We start from the raw sequence: 15,610 nt of genomic DNA on the forward strand, positions 1-15,610 counted from the left end.
CTATTCTCCGGCCGGCATGACGCCGAGCAAGTACATGTCTTTCTCAGTCAACCCGACGGCGCGCAGTTTGTAACGGTTGCCGCGTAGAGATTCCAGGGCATTCAGGCCCATACCGCCCAGAATCTCTTTCATTTCGTGGCCCCAGGCATGGATCAGGTTGACTAACTTCTCAGCGCCGATCTCCGGGTTGAGACGTTTGGCCAGGTAGGGGTTGTTGGTGGTGATGCCCCATGGGCACTTACCGGTATAGCACCGCTGGCAGAGGGTGCATCCCAGGGCCAGCAGGGTCGAAGTGCCCAGGTTGATGGCATCGGCGCCCAGGGCAATGGCCTTGATGGCATCGCCGGAGTTACGTACGCCGCCGCCGACCACGATGGATACCTGGTTGCGGATGCCTTCGTCACGCAGCCGGGAGTCAACCGCCGCCAGGGCCAGTTCCATGGGGATGCCGACGTTGTCGCGGATGACCTGGGGCGCGGCGCCCGTGCCGCCGCGGAATCCGTCGATGGTGATGATATCGGCTCCGGCCCGGGCCACGCCCGAGGCGATAGCGGCTATGTGGTGAACCGCGGCGATCTTGACCGACACCGGCTTGGTGTAGTTAGTGGCCTCTTTCAAGGCATAGATCAACTGGCGCAGGTCCTCGATGGAATAGATGTCGTGGTGAGGCGCCGGCGAGATGGCGTCGGAACCCATGGGAATCATGCGGGTCTCGGATATCTGGTCATCGACCTTTTCACCCGGGAGGTGGCCGCCGATCCCCGGTTTGGCACCCTGACCTATCTTGATTTCAATGCCGACCCCTGCATTCAGATACTGTTCGCTGACGCCGAAACGGCCCGAAGCAACCTGGACGATGACGTTTTTCCCGTACTTATAGAGGTCCTTGTGTAGCCCCCCCTCTCCGGTATTGTAGATCGTGCCCAACTCCTGGGCAGCGGCGGCCATGGCGCGATGGGCATTCAGGTTCAGGGCGCCGTAGCTCATGGCAGAGAAGATAAAGGGGTATTCCAGGGTGAGTTGCGGCGTCAATTTTGTTTTCAGCTCAGGTTTTCCGGTTTTCTTGTTATGAACGACTTCGATATGGTCCGGCTTCTTGCCAAGATAAGTACGTAGTTCCATCGGCTCGCGCAGCGGGTCGATGGATGGGTTGGTCACCTGTGATGCGTCCAGAAGCAGGTGGTCCCAGTAGATCGGGTACTTGGCCGGATTGCCCATGGCCGCGAGCAGGATGCCGCCGGTATCGGCCTGGGCATAAAGATTGCGGATATGGGATGTGGACCAGGATTCGTTCTTTTTGAATGCCTCCTGATTCTGGCGGATGGTAATGGCGCCGGTGGGGCAAAGCGCCGAACAGCGGCGGCAGCCGATACAGAGGGTATTATCTTCAGCCAGGCGGTCATCGGCTTCCACGTAGTTGTGGACCTCATAAGCGCACTGACGGACGCACACCTTACAACGGATGCATTTGAGGTCGCTGCGTTCGATGATAAATTCATTGAACGATTCATTGACGGATTTATAAAGCACGTTCTACCTCCTCCGGCGCCGACCGGGGGTACCGCGTCGGGCAAGCCGCGCGGTTGTTGTCATCGGCATGCCGGGAGTTCATGAGCTGATAGCAAACTATTTGCTTAAGCAACCATTGTGCCTGAAAAAACTGTTGCGGCCGAGAGGAGACCATGAGTATTATTACCCATTGAAATAGCGAGGGATTTGTAGGCCGCATCCTTGTGACGGTGGTGCGACGATTTTCCGTTGTTGCCAAGGTAAGTTTTTACTCTTCCTGTGTTTGAGTCGTTTTGTTACACAAATGTGTATCATGACTATCGGTATATACATGGATTGCAATGAATATTTCCCGCAAGACAATTCTCGTCATTGTTAGTACCTTTATCGGACTGGTCTTTATTCTGGCCATAACCTCCGACTTCATTCTGCTTAACAGTTTTAACAAGCTCGAAAACAAGCTGCTGAGCGAGAGCATCGCCAAGGTCAAGTACGAGATGCGGGAAGCCCTTGGCGACATGGATTCCTCCGCCAGGGACTATGTTACTCTGGTACAGAGTGGCGGCCCTGGCGAGGTCGGCGCACTGGATATCGACTCGCTCGTCAATCATCGAGTGGATTTTGTCGCCCTGTTTAATGCCGCCGGCAAACTACTCTCGACCAAGTCGGCGGATTATCATTTTCGCAGCCCAGCCGATCTTGATGGTGTATTGGAACAATGTCTCGAAAAAACAGCGCTTTTTGCCATCCAGAACAAGAAGGGGTATCTGAGCGGAGCAATCCGTAGCGACGCGCGTTTGCACCTGATAGTCGCCAGGCCCTGTTCCGGCGGTATTCTGCTGGTCGGCAGAAATATGGACAGGGAAGAAGTTTTTAAGTTGTCCGACATAAGCGAATTTACCCTTGATCTCCGACAGGTCCGGGACAAGGCGTTGCCTGCCGATTTCAGGGAGGCGCTTTCTCTACTCAGTAATGGAAGCCCATTTTATGCCGCCCCGCTTGACGATTCACTCATAGCCGGTTATGCCCTTGTGAACGATATCAATGGGCAACCGCTCTTCCTGGTGAAGCTGACCGAGAGACGTCTGTTGTACCAGCAGGGAAAAGCGAGCATTACCTATATCTTGGCCGCCCTGTGTATTGCTGGCTTCGTCTTTTGCTGTGTTATGTTGTTTTTTGTCCGGGGCACGGTCCTCAAACGTTTGGGGAAACTCAGTGCCATCGTTAGACAGATCAGCAACGACCGCGACATCTCCTCCCGACTGAGGGTTACGGAGCGTAACGACGAACTTGACGATCTGGCTCTGACCATCAATGGCATGCTGGAATCTCTGGAACATGCTGAGGACGCCTTGCGGGAACGTGAAGAACAGTATCGCATCCTGTTTGAACGTGCGCCGGACAGCATTCTGCTGATCGGCACGGAAGGGAATGAGGCAGGCAGGATCATCGCGGCAAACAAGGCAGCAGCCAACCAGCACGGTTATACCGTTGAAGAACTGTGTGGTATGAGCATTAATGATCTTAATACCCCGGAATCAAATGAAACTGCGCCCGATTGGATGGGACGTATCTTTAACGGTCAGTGGATAACCTTCGAATCGTGGCATTTCAGGAAAGATGGGGCACGCTTTCCTCTCGAGGTGCATGCCGGTCCCGTTAGGCTGAATGGCAAAAATTACGTACTTGGGTTCGACCGTGATATCACTTCCCGAAAACTGGCGGAAGAAACCGATCATATGCACATGGAACAGATCCGCCAATTGAATACCGAGCTTGCCCGTCAGGCCAACGGCCTGGAAGCAGCCAACAGTGAATTGGAAGCTTTCAATTATTCGGTGTCCCATGATTTGCGCGGCCCGCTTACCCGTATTTCCGGGTACAGCCAACTGATACTGGAGGATGAATCGACGCTCGATCCTCAGGTGCGGTCGTACGTAACCCGGATCTACGAATCCAGTTGCTGGTTGAATGAAATGATAGACGCCATGCTCAGGTTGGCCCAGCTCGCACGGAGTGAATTCCAGCCGCAACAGGTCGATCTCAGTGGTATTGTAGCGAGTCTTGCGGCCGAATGCGGGGCAATGGAACCGCAACGGCGGGCCGAGGTGGTCATCGCCCCAGATGTGACGGCAGTAGGTGACTTGCGACTATTGAGGATACTGCTGACCAACCTGTTCAACAATGCCTGGAAGTACACGGCCTACAGTACTTCCCCCCGGATTGAGTTCGGCGTCTTGAATGATGGTTCTGCCCCGGTTTTCTACATCAGCGACACGGGGGCCGGTTTCGATATGAAGGATGCGGACAGGCTTTTTCGGGTGTTTACCCGCTTGCATGACCCCTCCCAGTTTGCGGGAAGCGGCATCGGTCTCGCGACAGTACAGCGCATCGTCAACCGTCACGGCGGTAAGATCTGGGCCGAGGGCGAACCGCAGAAAGGCGCCACGTTTTACTTTACCCTGCAACCCGAAAATCCCACGGATTCCTGCACTTTTGCATCTTGACGCACATGCACGGCTGTGTTATTAAAACAACTCTTTAAAATCAATATGTTAAATTGCATATGTTTTTTGCGTGAGCAAATTTTAGTTTATATATGTGGAGGCGGTGATGTCACAACAAATCACTCTGACGGTAGGTGGGCTCCTTGATGATATGGCGCGGCGTTTCCCTGAAAATGACGCCCTGGTCCATCCTCAACGAGGTCTGCGTTACAGCTATAGGGAATTTAACGAGGTATGCCGCCAGGTAGCCAAGGGTTTGCTCGCCTTGGGGGTCAAAAAGGGGGACAATGTTGCCATCTGGGCCTACAACGTTCCCGAGTGGGTCATGCTCCAATTCGCCACGGCCAAGATCGGCGCTGTGCTGGTAACAGTCAATACGGCCTACAAATCGGCCGAACTCGACTATATCCTCAATCAGTCCGACTCCACCACACTCTTCATGGTCAAGTCCTTCAAGGATACGGACTATGTGCAGACTCTGTACGATGTCGCGCCGGAACTTCCGGTTACGGAGCCGGGCAAGCTGTCGTGTCCGAAGCTGCCCTATCTCAAGAATGTCGTCTTTATCGGCGATGAATCCCCTGCGGGTATGTTCACTTTCGAGGCGATGGTTGCGGCCGGGAAACGGATATCCGACGCGGAACTGAATGCCGTCGAAGCAACGCTCGACTGCCATGAAGTGATCAATATGCAGTATACTTCCGGTACGACAGGTTTTCCCAAGGGGGTCATGCTGACCCACTTCAATCTCGTCAACAATGGGTTTAATATCGGCGAGTGCATGAAATTTACCGAAAAAGACCGTCTCTGCATCACGGTGCCCTTTTTCCATTGTTTCGGCTGCGTACTGGGGGTCATGGCCTGCGTTACCCATGGATCTACCATGGTGCCGGTGGAAATCTTCGACCCGCTCAAGGTGCTGCAGACCGTTGAACAGGAGAAGTGCACGGCGCTCCATGGCGTGCCGACCATGTTCATCGCGGAACTGGAACACCCGGAATTCTCAAAGTTTGATCTGAGCAGCCTGCGAACCGGCATTATGGCCGGTTCGGTTTGCCCTATCGAGGTGATGAAGCGTGCGGTGAAGGATATGAACCTGACCGAGATCACCAGCGTCTACGGCCAGACCGAATCCTCCCCCGGCATTACCCAGACCCGCACCGACGACCCGATCGAACTGCGGGTGGCTACCGTTGGCCGGGCTTTGCCGGGTGCCGAAGTCAAGATCATCGACATCGAAACCGGCGCCACCCTGCCTCCCGGAAAGCAGGGAGAGCTTTGCGGGCGCGGGTATATGGTCATGAGAGGCTACTACAAAATGCCGGAGGAAACCGCCAAGGTGATCGACTCCGACGGCTGGCTGCACACCGGCGATCTGGCTATCATGGATGAGAACGGTTACTGCAAGATCACGGGCCGGATCAAACAGATGATCATCAGGGGTGGGGAGAACATATACCCTCGAGAGATCGAGGAGTTCCTCTATACCCATCCCAAGGTTTCCGATGTCCAGATCTACGGTGTGCCGGACCGCAAATACGGCGAACAGGTCATGGCGGCCATTATCCTCAAAAAAGGGATGGAGATGACCGAGGCTGAGGTGCGGGAATTCTGCAAGGGCAAAATCGCCAACTACAAGATTCCCAAGTATGTTAAGTTTGTTGACGGCTATCCCATGACCGCCTCGGGCAAGATCCAGAAATTCAAACTTCGGGAGATGGCCATTAAAGAGTTGCAATTGGAGGATGCCAGCGAGACGGCGTAGTTCTTGAAGTGGGGGCGTGCTGAGCGGCCTGTCATCTTCTGATGAGTATATGATTTCGGGACACCAAGGTTAGGGAACATGATTCTACAAAAACTTATCGCCGTTGTTTTTTTGCTTTTCGTGATCTGCTTCATTGCCATTGTTATCGAAGAGCTGTTCCTGGGAGGCAAACGCCGGCGAAAACTGGAGCGCCAGCGCCGGGCGGAGGCGGGGGCGGTGGAACCTGAGAGTGGACAAGAAAAAAACGGGTCGTGAGCTGAATCGCTATTCGGTGAGTATAGGCAGGAATGAGAAAAGGCAGGGGACATAAGTTCCCTGCCTTTTCCCATGGTCAGCAGATTTGGCCAGCGCTTAGAAACGGTAGCCGACGCCGATGCCGAAGAGGTGTGGATTGATGTCGAGGTCGTACTTGGTGCCGGCGATCTTGACCTTGGTGTCGGCGTTGATGTACTTGTAGTCGAAGTTGAAGTAGAGGTTGTCCTTGATTTTGATGTCGACGCCAGCCTGGGCGGCCCAGCCGACGCTGTTGTCGATGCTGAAACTTTGATCGTTGTTCAGCCGGGAATTGAAGGGAAAGGTGACGTTCAAACCAACGCCGATGTAGGGGCTAACCAGATCGCCGGCCAGTGGGTGGTATTTTACGGTCAGGGTGGGAGGAAGCAGCCATGTGGACCCTTGGAATTGGCCATTGATCTTGATGTCGTTCCTGGTGACGCCGGCTATCAGCTCCGTGGACACATTCTTCAGGAAGAAGTATTCCAGGTCGAGTTCAGGCATGATGTCGTCGCCCACCTTGGCTTTTGCTGCGCTCAGTTCGCTGTCGAACGTCTCATCCGGCATGACGTAGATCGCCCTGAAACGTACGCCGAACTTCTGGTAGTCGTCCGCCGCCCCGGCTATGGTCGCCATCCCCAGCATCATTATCGATGCCGCAATCCCCGCCGCTCCAAGCAATGCTCTTCTCATTAGCCTGATCCTCCCCTTTGTGTGGTTATTTGAGGTTTGCACCTCAATACCGATATCGGAAACCAGAAATAAGATTTAGAAGATTCGCTTAGTCCCTTTTTGTGACAATTTCATTGAAAAAATGACACAAGTCAAGAAAATAGTTTTTGTATTGAAAAAAAATAATTTATTAATACGGAATATCCGGTTGACCATTCTCTGGATTTGTCGGAACCTGCTTTGGAACAGTCGTACACGAGAGTATGTCTGCTTGCACATTTCCTGTTCGTAGGTAAAATTCCAACTTTCATGGAGGTGCGGGCCGTTGCGAAAAACATCAGGAGAGTTGGAGATGGGGCTGCGGACCAGTGGCATCATATACACGTACATCGGGTATGAAGACATCGTCGCCATTCGTGGCGCCACTGACAATACCGATGGTGAAAAACATTAATTAGATAGGCAGTTAAAATGAATCGTTTTACGGAGGATGCATGCGCCTGACCCCTGCCACCGAGTTGGAATACCGTTGTAAAATGTTACAAAATCATATGGCCGCCGAAGAATTGGATGCCATCATTATCGTCCAGAATGCCGACCTGTTCTATTTTACGGGCACCGTTCAGAGCGGCTGTCTGTATGTACCTGCGCATGGACAGCCGCTGTACCTGGTACGCCGGGATGCGGCCAGGGCGCGTATGGAGTCGGGGCTTAGGGAGGTGATGCCCTTCACTTCGCCCAAGGATATCCAACCGTTGGTGGCAGGGTACGGATATCCCGAACCGAAGCGGATCGGCATGGAGTTCGACGTGCTGCCGGTCGGCCTGTTCGAGCGCTACCGCAAGGTGTTTCCCAATGCGCAATTCAGTGATGCCACGCCACTGATCCGTTTGGTGCGCATGATCAAAAGCCACTACGAAATCCACCTCATGAAGGATGCGGCGGACCAGGTCGATAAGGTGACCCGCCGGGCGGCGGAGGTGATCCGGGAAGGGATGAGCGATGTGGAGTTGGCGGCAGAGCTTGAGCATACGGCCCGCCTGAACGGACACCTGGGTTTGATCAGAATGCGGGCCTTTAATGGCGAAATGCTCTTTGGCCATACCTTTTCCGGCACGGACAGCGCTGTACCGGCCTATACGGACACTCCCTTCGGCGGCGTGGGACCCAGCCCCTGTTTCGGACAGGGGGCGAGCTACAAGCCGATCGGCCGCAACGAGCCGATCATTGTCGACTTTGCCGGGAGCATTGACGGCTATCTGGTTGACCAGACCCGCATCTTTGCCCTTGATGGTCTGTCCGACCGGTTGCGCAAGGGGTATGACGACATGGTGCGGGTGCAGGAACTGATGAAGCAGATCGCCGTTGTGGGCGCACCTTGGGGGGAGGTGTATGACCGTTGTCTGGCGCTGGCAGTGGAGATGGGTTATGCCGACAGCTTCATGGGGGCCAAAGGTTCTCAGGTCTCCTTCATCGGTCATGGCCTGGGGGTCGAGATCGATGAATATCCCTTTATTGCACGGGGGTTCAAGGATATGGTTCTCCAGGTGGGAATGGCCTTTGCCTTTGAGCCCAAAGTCGTCTTTCCGGGTGAGGGAGCTGTCGGTATCGAGAATACCTTCTATATCAGCGAGGAGGGGCTCAAGCAATTGACCTATTCAAGCGAAGAACTGGTTATTCTGCACCGCTAGCCGCTCCACAAAATTTTTGTTGCATTTTGGCCAAGCTTTGGTATAACTACGGCACTTCCTGATTGTATACAGTATCCTAAAAAAATATTTTCCTATTGAGTAGACGACCGATTTTTGTTGGTCTTAATGGTGTCTAAGAAGCCTGGCTCACTGTTGATCTCAGCTAAAACCTCACAACGAAAGGAGAGTACCAACATGGCATTGAAAGAGACGCTCAAACAGAAGATTGAGGAACACCGCCCCCGTACCACCAAGCTTACCAAGGAATTCGGCAAGGTGATCATCGATCAGGTGACCATCGACCAATGCATCGGCGGTGCCCGCGACATTCGCAGCCTCGTCACCGACATCTCCTATCTTGATCCTCAGGAAGGCATCCGTTTCCGCGGTAAGACCATCCCCGAGACCTTTGCGGCGCTGCCCAAGGCCGCCGGTTCGGCCTATCCGACTGTTGAGTCCTTCTGGTACTTCCTTTTGACCGGTGATGTGCCGACCGACGCCCAGGTCGCCGAAGTGGTGGCCGAGTGGAAGACGCGCCAGAGCGTCCCCCAGTACGTGTTCGACGCCATTCGTGCCCTGCCCAGGGACAGCCATCCCATGGTCATGCTCTCGGTCGGCATAATGGCACTGCAGAAAGACTCCAAGTTTGCCGCTTTCTACAACTCCGGCAAATTCAACAAGATGGTTGCCTGGGAATCCGTCTATGAAGACGCCAGCGACATCGTGGCCCGTATCCCCATCATTGCCGCTTTCATCTACAACCTGAAGTACAAGGGTGACAAGCAGATCGCCATCGACCCGACCCTGGACATGGGCGCCAACTTTGCCCACATGATCGGGCAGAGCGAGCAGTACAAGGATGTGGCCCGCATGTACTTCATCCTGCACTCCGACCATGAGTCCGGGAACGTCTCGGCCCACACCACCCACTTGGTGCATTCGGCCCTGTCCGACCCCTACTACGCCTATTCCGCCGGCCTGAACGGCTTGGCCGGCCCGCTGCACGGCCTGGCCAACCAGGAGGTTCTTGGCTGGATCATGGAGTTCCAGAAAAAACTCAACGGGGCCGAGCCGACTAAAGAAAACGTCACTAAGGCCCTCTGGGACACCCTCAACGCCGGTCAGGTTGTCCCGGGTTACGGTCACGCCGTTCTGCGCAAGACCGACCCGCGTTATACCGCTCAGCGTGAGTTCTGTCTCGCCACCCCGGGCCTCAAGGATGATCCCCTGTTCAAACTGGTTGCCATGATCTTTGAAACGGCTCCGGGCGTCCTCACCGAGCACGGCAAGACCAAGAATCCCTGGCCGAACGTCGATGCACAGTCCGGTGTTATCCAGTGGTACTACGGCGTCAAGGAATGGGACTTCTACACGGTTCTGTTCGGTGTCGGCCGCGCCTTGGGCTGCATGGCCAACATTACCTGGGACCGTGGTCTGGGCTACGCTATCGAGCGTCCCAAGTCCGTAACCACCGCCATGCTTGAGAAGTGGGCCGCCGATGGTGGTCGCCAGTTGTCCTGATCTTTTTTTCTTGCGTGCAGAAGGGGGATGCGGTAACGCATCCCCCTTTTTTTATTTTCAGGCTTGCAAAAAAATTAAAGTGCGGTATAAAGGATAAAAATTGTCGTATTTGGTGTTCAGCATTCCGAAGCTAAGAATGATCTGGTCAGAATGGGGTGCCGAGGCGGTTCGGCACTACTGTGAAACCCATCACCGGTCGGAAGTCCTGAACACTGCCCTGTTTATCGCTATCCCTGGCCCCATTTTTTTCTGGACGCTTATGCGTAACCCACTGCCTGGAAACAGGTCTACACAACAACACAGGAGGAATATCATCATGCCGAAGCTTCTTGAAATCTACAAATGTGAACATTGTGGTAATATCGTCGAAATCGTCCACGGTGGCGGAGCGCCCCTGGTCTGCTGTGGCGAGGAGATGAAACAGTTGACGGAAAATACGGTCGATGCCGCCAAGGAAAAACATGTGCCGGTTATCGAAATCGCCGATGGTGTCGTCAAGGTCACGGTAGGGAGTGTGCTGCATCCCATGGAGGAGAAACACTACATCGAATGGATTGAACTGGTTGCCGACGGCAAGGTTTACCGCCAAGCCCTCAAGCCGGGCGACGTGCCGACCGCCACGTTCAATATCACCGCCACCAGCCTGACGGCCCGGGAGTTGTGTAATCTGCACGGTCTCTGGTCTGCCAAAGCTTAATGCCGCACTGAACCTTAAAAGACCAATGCCCGCCGGGGACCCCGACGGGCATTTTTTCTATCACGAGCACAATCATGAAAAACCTTTTCATCATGACGTGTCGTGTCGGGTGTGCCGCCTGCTGTATCGCCCCTTCGATTTCATCGCCTATTCCCGGCATGGAGCACGGCAAACCGGCCGGTATGCGTTGCGTGCAACTAACGCCTGACAACCGTTGCGGTCTCTTTGGCCTCCGTGAACGACCTCCGGTTTGCACCAGCCTGCGGCCGAGCCAGGATATGTGTGGTCAGGACGACAGGGAAGCTATGGAGCTTTTGTCGAAGATGGAACTGCTTACCCTCCCCGATCCCCAGTAATGAGTAGTAAATTGGCGGTGTTGGTTCGTAGGGCGTTCACACATGAATCAATGGCTTGCATTGTCCCGGTTGGCCACCCTTCTCCCCTCCCAATCGCTTTTCTTCCCGCCTCCCTTTACACCTGTCCACGGCTCATGTATCATCAACCATCATGAAGCGAATCCTGAGTCTTTACATAATCCGCGAGATTGCCTCGGTATTCCTGCTCGGTATCGTCGTATTCACCCTGATCCTGTTGATGGGGCGGCTGATCAAGCTGACCGATCTGGTCATATCCCGCGGCGTGCCCATGGCGGATATCGGCCGGATGATCCTGTACCTGATGCCTTCCTTTCTGGTATTCACGATCCCCATGGCCTTCCTGCTGGCAGTGCTGCTGGCTTTTGGGCGCCTCTCGGCCGATAACGAGATCACGGTGATGAAATCCAGCGGCCTTAGTCTGGTGCAGATCATGCCGCCGGTGTTGTTGTGCGGCATGATAGCGGTATTGCTGACCCTTGCCGCCAGCACCGTTGGCGTTCCTTGGGGCAACAGCGCCTTCAAGCGTATCAGTTTCGAAATGCTGAAACAGAACGTGGCCGCGACGATCCGTGAGAAGGTTTTCTGGGACGAGATCCCCGGCATCATCCTCTACACAGACCATTACGATGAGCAGAACCACACCCTCAAAGGGGTCATCATCCATGATGGCCGTGACCCGGTACGGCCCATGACCATCTTTGCCGCTACCGGAAAGGTGGGCTGTACCCCCAATCAGCAGGACATCTGCCTGGTGCTTAACAACGGCAGCATCCATGCAGCGGGTAAGAAAGACGAATACCGGCTGGTCAATTTCGGTGAATACGCCATGACCGTGGCCGGGCCAGGCAGGGGAGGAGGCATTGGGCGCAACGAGTTGGATATGGGGATCAGCGAACTCCGGCGGCAGATCGGCGACCCTGTAACGCCTCCGGCAACGCGCCTCAAAATGGCCGCCGAACTTCAGAGCCGTTTCGCCTTTCCATTTGCCTCTCTGGTATTTGCCATCGTAGCCGTGCCGCTTGGCATCCAGAACCGCCGTTCGGGCAAATCGGCCGGTTTTTCCGTCAGTATCGGCATTCTGTTGGCTTATTACGTGCTGCTGTCGCTTTTGCGGACCCTGGCGGAACGGGGAACGCTCCCGGCGGGGTTGGCGCTCTGGCTTCCCAATATGATCTTTTTGACCATGGGATGGTATTTCCTGAGGATGGCGTCCTTGGAACGAAGCATCCAAGCTGAGGTGCAGGATACGCTACTGACCCTGATCGGAAGGAAGGCATAGCCCGGTGAGTATCCTCAGCCGTTATATAGCAGTTACCTGGCTGCGTCTGTTGGCCCTCTGCCAGGGTAGTTTCGTTGCTGTGTATCTGGTGCTGGACATGATGGACAAGATACCGCGTTTTATCCGCGCCGGCGGCGCGGGAGGGGACATTCTACGCTTTTTCATCTGGAAGTTGCCGGAGATGATCGGCCAGACCGCCTCGTTTTCGATTCTGATGGCGACCCTGTTGACCCTGGGCCTGTTTTCCCGTAACAGCGAGATTATTGCCATGCGGAGTTGTGGGATCAGCCTGCTGCGCATCGCGTTTCCCATGCTGTTTCTGGGTTTGACGGCCAGTTTTTTGCTGCTTCTGAACGCCGAACTGGTCGTGCCCGGCAGCTATGAACGTATGGAGAAGGTTGAGCGGGTCGATATCAGGAAACAGGGGATCAATGCAGTATTCAGACGCAACAATATCTGGTTCCACTCCGACGATATGATCCTTCAGGCCCACCTGTTCGACCCCCAGGCTAAAGTGCTGCGGGGGATCACCCTCTGGAAGCTGGACGGTTCCATGAATCCGATCAGTCGTACAGATGCCGAGTCGGCCGAATTTCACGACGGACGCTGGACCCTGAAGGAAGCGGTGATAAAGGATTTCGGACAGGGGCGAGGGTATGTTACCCGGCGGGCACGCAGCTTGGACGTGGCCCTGAATCTGAAACTGGACGACCTGCGCGTGTTAGGCAACAATGCCGATAACCTGAGCTTCAGGAAACTGAAGGAGTATGCCGACAATCTGCAGAGCGGGGGATATCACGCCTTTCGTTACCTGACCATGATGCACACCAAGCTTTCCGGTCCATTTGCTGCCTTTGTGATGGTCATTCTGGGTATCCCGTTCGCCTTCAGGAACAGTCGCTCGGGTGGTACCGCCCTCGGGATCGGGGCTAGCATCGGTATCGGTTTCGCCTATTTCGTGGTCAATGCCATGCTGCTTTCCTACGGGAGCAGCGGGGTGTTGCCGCCGGTGGTCGCCGCCTGGGGGGCCAATATCATTTTCTGTCTGGGCGGCGTGTGGCTGGCCATGACGGTGAAGAATTGACAAGCAATACAATGGGGCGCGTCACGGGTTCCCGGTAGCAGTGCGGGCGCCCCGTATTTGACAGCAACAACAAGGAGGCCGAACATGAAAAACGTTGCCGCTGCCCTGATCATTGTGATGTTTTGCCTGGCAGGGAACGCCTACCTCTTTGCGGCGGAACGGCCGCAGCGCGTTATGAAACCTGCGGTAGCGAGTCCGGACACCGCTCCCTCAATTCTCAGCATTATACCGGCCCTGGCGGAACCAGGGGACAAAGTAACCATCTTCGGTTCCAATTTCGGTGAGCAAATCTCGGCCTTTCTCGGCAGCGTGGAGATACCGGCCAAGGTGTCCGACGGAAGGCAGCTAGAGTTCATCGTTCCGTCACTCGATGCAGGATTGTACGCATTGTACCTCAAGCGGGGTGATGGTGTTGTCGGCCGGGTCTACAACTTTTCGGTGTTGCCCCAGCGGCCGGTGCTGAATGCCCTTTCACCCGACAGGATCAGTTCCTGCGCTCAGGGGGGAGAGCGGGATGTGACCGCGTCGGGCCGAAATTTTAGCGAGACGTCGCTTCTCTTCTTTGACAATACCTCTATCAAGAGCCGCGTGGTTTCGCCCGAGGCCATCGTTTTCAGGGTTCCGCAGGTGACGGGGGGGCTGCACCAGGTTTTGGTGAAAAATTCACCGGAGAACGCTTCGGTGCCGCTGGCGCTTGAGATAGAGACAAAGCCTGAAATCAGTCAGGTAGGGAGAGGGGATGAATACGTAAATTATTACGAATTGATAATAGATGGGAAGAACTTTCAGCAGAACTCGGCCCTCTATGTGGACGGCCAGCGCATTGGCGGGAATAGCGGCCAGGATGCGGCCGCACGGGAGAAGGTTATCTTTATCGACTGCACCAGGCTCGTTTATCAGCGGTTCCCCTATTCGCCGGTTGCCAAGGAGTTCCGCCTGCAGGTGGTGAACCCCGGGAACGAAGGGAGCCAGGTCGTTAACGTCAGCGCACCGTGATAGGAACAGAAATTTTTGAACTCGGAGGATAATATCGATATGAACCTTGGAACCCCGCTGAAACCGGGCGCTATCAAACTGCTGCTATTGGGATCGGGAGAATTGGGCAAGGAGGTTGCCATCGAAGCTCAACGTCTCGGCGTTGAGGTAATTGCCGTGGACCGTTATCCCCATGCCCCGGCCATGCAGGTGGCCCACAGAAGTCACGTCATCAGTATGCTGGACCGGGAGGCGTTGCGGCGGGTGGTGGCGGAGGAGCGGCCCGACCTGATCGTACCGGAGATCGAGGCTATCGACACCGCCTTTCTGTTGGAACTGGAACAGGGAGGGCAGCGGGTGATCCCCACGGCGCGGGCGGCGAACCTGACCATGAACCGGGAAGGCATCCGGCGTTTGGCGGCCGAAAAATTGGGCTTGCCCACGGCACGTTACGCCTTTGCGAAAAGCCTGGATGAGTTGCGCTCCAATGCTGCTGCCACCGGGTTCCCCTGCGTGGTGAAACCGATCATGAGTTCGTCGGGCAAGGGACAGAGCGTGGTACGGTCAGCCTCGGACGTTGATGCTGCCTGGCGCTACGCCATGGAGGGCGCTCGCGGCGCTTCCGATACCGCCATCATCGAGGAGTTTATTGCGTTCGACTACGAGATTACCCTGCTGACCGTCCGTCACGCCGGCGGCACCTCGTTCTGTCCTCCCATCGGCCACGTGCAGATCAAGGGGGATTACCACGAGTCGTGGCAACCCATGGCCATGTCGGCGGCAGCCCTTGCCGAGGCTCGGCGCCAAGCGGAAACGGTCACCAACGCCCTGGGGGGCTATGGCATCTTCGGAGTTGAGTTGTTCGTTAAGGGTGATCAGGTCTGGTTCAGCGAGGTGTCGCCTCGTCCCCACGACACCGGCATGGTGACCATGATCTCCCAGAACCTGAGCCAGTTTGAACTCCATGTGCGCGCCATACTCGGGCTACCGGTGCCCGAAATCCTCAACCTGGCCCCCTCGGCCAGTCATGTGATCCTGGCGGAGGAAAGCCTGGACAACGTACGTTTCGAGGGGCTGACCGAGGCCCTCAACATTCCCGGCGCCAAGCTACGCCTGTTCGGCAAGCCGGATACCCGCCCCGGCCGGCGCATGGGAGTGGCCTTGGTCCAGGGGACATCGACCGACGAGGCCCGAAGCCGGGCCGAGGCCAGCGCCCATTGCGTGCGGCTGGTGCCTCAGAGGTGACGGTTGTGGCTCAAA

14 protein-coding genes are annotated in these 15,610 nt (G+C 55.5%); 12 read left to right on the top strand and 2 right to left on the bottom strand.

The annotated features are described in order from the left end of the window. Positions 1 to 1,530 carry a glutamate synthase-related protein gene (locus LDN12_RS05130; protein WP_223921605.1) on the bottom strand — a complete coding sequence of 510 codons (1,530 nt, stop codon included), beginning with the start codon at positions 1,528 to 1,530 and terminating at the stop codon, positions 1 to 3. A gap of 320 nt (positions 1,531 to 1,850) precedes the next feature. On the opposite strand from LDN12_RS05130, the gene LDN12_RS05135 reads away from it, so the two are divergent. The 3 genes from LDN12_RS05135 to LDN12_RS05145 all read left to right on the top strand — a co-directional run bounded on the left by LDN12_RS05135 (position 1,851) and on the right by LDN12_RS05145 (position 6,036). Beyond that, on the top strand, positions 1,851 to 4,016 hold the full coding sequence (locus LDN12_RS05135; protein ID WP_223921606.1) for a PAS domain S-box protein: 2,166 nt from the start codon (positions 1,851 to 1,853) through the stop codon (positions 4,014 to 4,016). Positions 4,017 to 4,122: 106 nt separating this feature from the next. Then, positions 4,123 to 5,781 carry an AMP-binding protein gene (locus tag LDN12_RS05140; RefSeq protein WP_223921607.1) on the top strand — a complete coding sequence of 553 codons (1,659 nt, stop codon included), beginning with the start codon at positions 4,123 to 4,125 and terminating at the stop codon, positions 5,779 to 5,781. A gap of 78 nt (positions 5,782 to 5,859) precedes the next feature. Further along, the gene (locus LDN12_RS05145; protein ID WP_223921608.1) at positions 5,860 to 6,036 is read left to right on the top strand and encodes a hypothetical protein; all 177 of its coding nucleotides are present in this window, start codon (positions 5,860 to 5,862) and stop codon (positions 6,034 to 6,036) included. Between the two features lie 96 nt (positions 6,037 to 6,132). Here the strand turns inward: LDN12_RS05145 and LDN12_RS05150 are convergent, their stop codons facing one another. Beyond that, a complete protein-coding gene (locus LDN12_RS05150) occupies positions 6,133 to 6,747 on the bottom strand; it encodes an OmpW family protein (protein ID WP_223921609.1) in 615 nt (204 codons plus the stop codon). A gap of 304 nt (positions 6,748 to 7,051) precedes the next feature. On the opposite strand from LDN12_RS05150, the gene LDN12_RS17860 reads away from it, so the two are divergent. From LDN12_RS17860 to purT, 9 genes are all read left to right on the top strand, one after another. After that, positions 7,052 to 7,180 (top strand): hypothetical protein, encoded by a 129-nt coding sequence (locus LDN12_RS17860; RefSeq protein ID WP_274382198.1) that lies wholly within the window; start codon positions 7,052 to 7,054, stop codon positions 7,178 to 7,180. Positions 7,181 to 7,220: 40 nt separating this feature from the next. Next, positions 7,221 to 8,417 (top strand): Xaa-Pro peptidase family protein, encoded by a 1,197-nt coding sequence (locus tag LDN12_RS05155; RefSeq protein ID WP_223921610.1) that lies wholly within the window; start codon positions 7,221 to 7,223, stop codon positions 8,415 to 8,417. Between the two features lie 195 nt (positions 8,418 to 8,612). Further along, a complete protein-coding gene (locus LDN12_RS05160; RefSeq protein WP_223921611.1) occupies positions 8,613 to 9,938 on the top strand; it encodes a citrate (Si)-synthase in 1,326 nt (441 codons plus the stop codon). A gap of 316 nt (positions 9,939 to 10,254) precedes the next feature. Beyond that, positions 10,255 to 10,635, top strand: a complete 381-nt coding sequence (locus LDN12_RS05165) for a desulfoferrodoxin (protein WP_223921612.1) — start codon at positions 10,255 to 10,257, stop codon at positions 10,633 to 10,635. A gap of 92 nt (positions 10,636 to 10,727) precedes the next feature. Continuing rightward, the gene (locus LDN12_RS05170; protein WP_374045082.1) at positions 10,728 to 10,991 is read left to right on the top strand and encodes a YkgJ family cysteine cluster protein; all 264 of its coding nucleotides are present in this window, start codon (positions 10,728 to 10,730) and stop codon (positions 10,989 to 10,991) included. 151 nt (positions 10,992 to 11,142) lie between these two features. Then, the gene (gene lptF / locus LDN12_RS05175) at positions 11,143 to 12,291 is read left to right on the top strand and encodes an LPS export ABC transporter permease LptF (protein ID WP_223921614.1); all 1,149 of its coding nucleotides are present in this window, start codon (positions 11,143 to 11,145) and stop codon (positions 12,289 to 12,291) included. Positions 12,292 to 12,295: 4 nt separating this feature from the next. Continuing rightward, a complete protein-coding gene (gene lptG, locus LDN12_RS05180; protein WP_223921615.1) occupies positions 12,296 to 13,375 on the top strand; it encodes an LPS export ABC transporter permease LptG in 1,080 nt (359 codons plus the stop codon). Positions 13,376 to 13,459: 84 nt separating this feature from the next. After that, complete coding sequence (locus LDN12_RS05185) at positions 13,460 to 14,371, top strand: IPT/TIG domain-containing protein (RefSeq protein ID WP_223921616.1); 912 nt, start codon at positions 13,460 to 13,462, stop codon at positions 14,369 to 14,371. A gap of 39 nt (positions 14,372 to 14,410) precedes the next feature. Then, complete coding sequence (purT, locus tag LDN12_RS05190; protein ID WP_223921617.1) at positions 14,411 to 15,595, top strand: formate-dependent phosphoribosylglycinamide formyltransferase; 1,185 nt, start codon at positions 14,411 to 14,413, stop codon at positions 15,593 to 15,595. Positions 15,596 to 15,610: the final 15 nt, after the last annotated feature.

Source organism: Geobacter sp. AOG2 (assembly GCF_019972295.1).
GTDB lineage: Bacteria > Desulfobacterota > Desulfuromonadia > Geobacterales > Pseudopelobacteraceae > Oryzomonas.